The 1,532-nt window shown below is 45.4% G+C and carries 2 protein-coding genes; both read right to left on the bottom strand.

The annotated features are described in order from the left end of the window. Window positions 1-21: 21 nt before the first annotated feature. On the bottom strand, window positions 22-993 hold the full coding sequence (locus tag QT992_RS33355; RefSeq protein ID WP_333315972.1) for an IS110 family transposase: 972 nt from the start codon (window positions 991-993) through the stop codon (window positions 22-24). Between the two features lie 266 nt (window positions 994-1,259). Next, the gene (locus QT992_RS33350) at window positions 1,260-1,454 is read right to left on the bottom strand and encodes a hypothetical protein (RefSeq protein WP_333315973.1); all 195 of its coding nucleotides are present in this window, start codon (window positions 1,452-1,454) and stop codon (window positions 1,260-1,262) included. Between the last annotated feature and the right edge of the window lie 78 nt (window positions 1,455-1,532).

Genomic DNA, 1,532 nt, shown 5'->3' with positions numbered 1-1,532 from the left:
TGTAGATACTGTCTTGACCTGTCAAGGGGTCGCGAGTAAATAATTGGGGTCGAAAGGCTTTTGGGACTTTAAAATCCCAAAAGCCAAATGCACCAACTTCCGCATCAAAGCACCAATTACCTGCATCTTGACCTTTCCACGACCCAATAATCGCTCACTCATAGCTTTGAGTAACGGATTGTGACGCATCGCTACTACCGCTGGCATATACAATGCTTTTCGCATTCGGACGTTTCCGGTACAAGACAAACGAGTTTTGCCCTTAACCGAAGTCCCCGAACTCCGTTCGCTCGGTGTTAAACCAGCATAGGCTGCTAATTGACGAGCATTGTCGTAATCAGAAACATCACCAATTTCAGCTAATAATATAGAAGCTGTTAAATCGCCAATGCCCGGAATTGAGGTCAACAGTTCGCGCTGTTGTTTTAAGTGTGGGTGTTGGTTAAAATGGTCACTAATCAGTTTTTTGATTAGTTGTTGTTGCTGTTTGAGATAGTCCAAATGTTCCTGGGTAAGGGCAGCAACTGTTGGCGTAGCTGTCTCCAAACGGTTTTGTTCGCTCGTCATCATTTCTGTGACTGATTCGAGTCGCCGTAACAATGCTTGTAATTCCTTAACTTCGGGTGCGGTAGGTGTCCATAATGATGGTTTCATTGCCGCACAAAAACGGGCAATCAATGCTGCATCTACGGAGTCTGTTTTAGTTCTCAGAAGTTCGCTTTTGGCAAACCCTTTAATACGAGCCGGATTGACAATACTTACCTGAAAGCCAACCCCATAAAGGAATTCGGCTAAGGCTTCGCCGTAAATGCTAGTGGCTTCCATGCAAGCATGGAGTTCGACTACACTTTGTTGTTTGAGCCAGTTATGTAAACTCTCAAAACCTTGAGTATTGTTCGTAAACTTTTTGGGTTTAGTTGCACGAATTTCGGTCAGTAATGAGACATAAAAGTCTTTTTTACTGATGTCTATGCCTAAGACTGTTGGTGCCATTATTTGCTCCCGATGTACTCCGATTTATGAAAGAACGTGACAGGCAATAATTAACTAACCTTGTGAATGCAGGCTTTCCCGACAATGCCGAGAGCCTAAGATACTGTCCAGCTTGGTGCGCCTGTCATCAGTAATGGGAGCTTATCTACACAACAGACTTGTTTAGTCTAAGGGGCGGGCCAACTTCACCGATTTCTGATGTCCTTGAACAACACTTTCTGCTGTTACAGAACCCTTTGTATGAAACTTTCCTAGTTTCTTTAGATTCACTTTGCTAGCCATCGCCCACTTATCGGTACGATCACCTGAGTGTCGGTTCGATCGCCTGAGTGTCGGTTCGATCGCCTGAGTGTCGGTTCGATCGCCTGACTATCGGTATGATCGCCTGAGTGTCGGTTCGATCGCCTGAGTGTCGGTTTGATCGACTGATTGTCGGTTTGATCGACTGATTGTCGGCTCAATCGCCTGATTGTCGGTATGATCGAATCAATGACGTGGCGATCGGCTAGCTCACTCTTTTAAGATACAAGGGGCGGGTT

The sequence above is a fragment of the Microcoleus sp. T3_D1 genome (assembly GCF_036700405.1).
In the GTDB taxonomy this organism is placed as follows: Bacteria; Cyanobacteriota; Cyanobacteriia; order Cyanobacteriales; family Microcoleaceae; genus Microcoleus.
The sequence above is the reverse complement of the archived record's forward strand: the minus strand, read 5'-3'. Positions and strand labels throughout refer to the sequence as shown.

Excerpts from the sequence above, each read along its gene's own strand:
- QT992_RS33355 (WP_333315972.1), bottom strand. The coding sequence starts at position 993 with ATGGCACCAACAGTCTTAGGCATAGACATCAGTAAAAAAGACTTTTAT.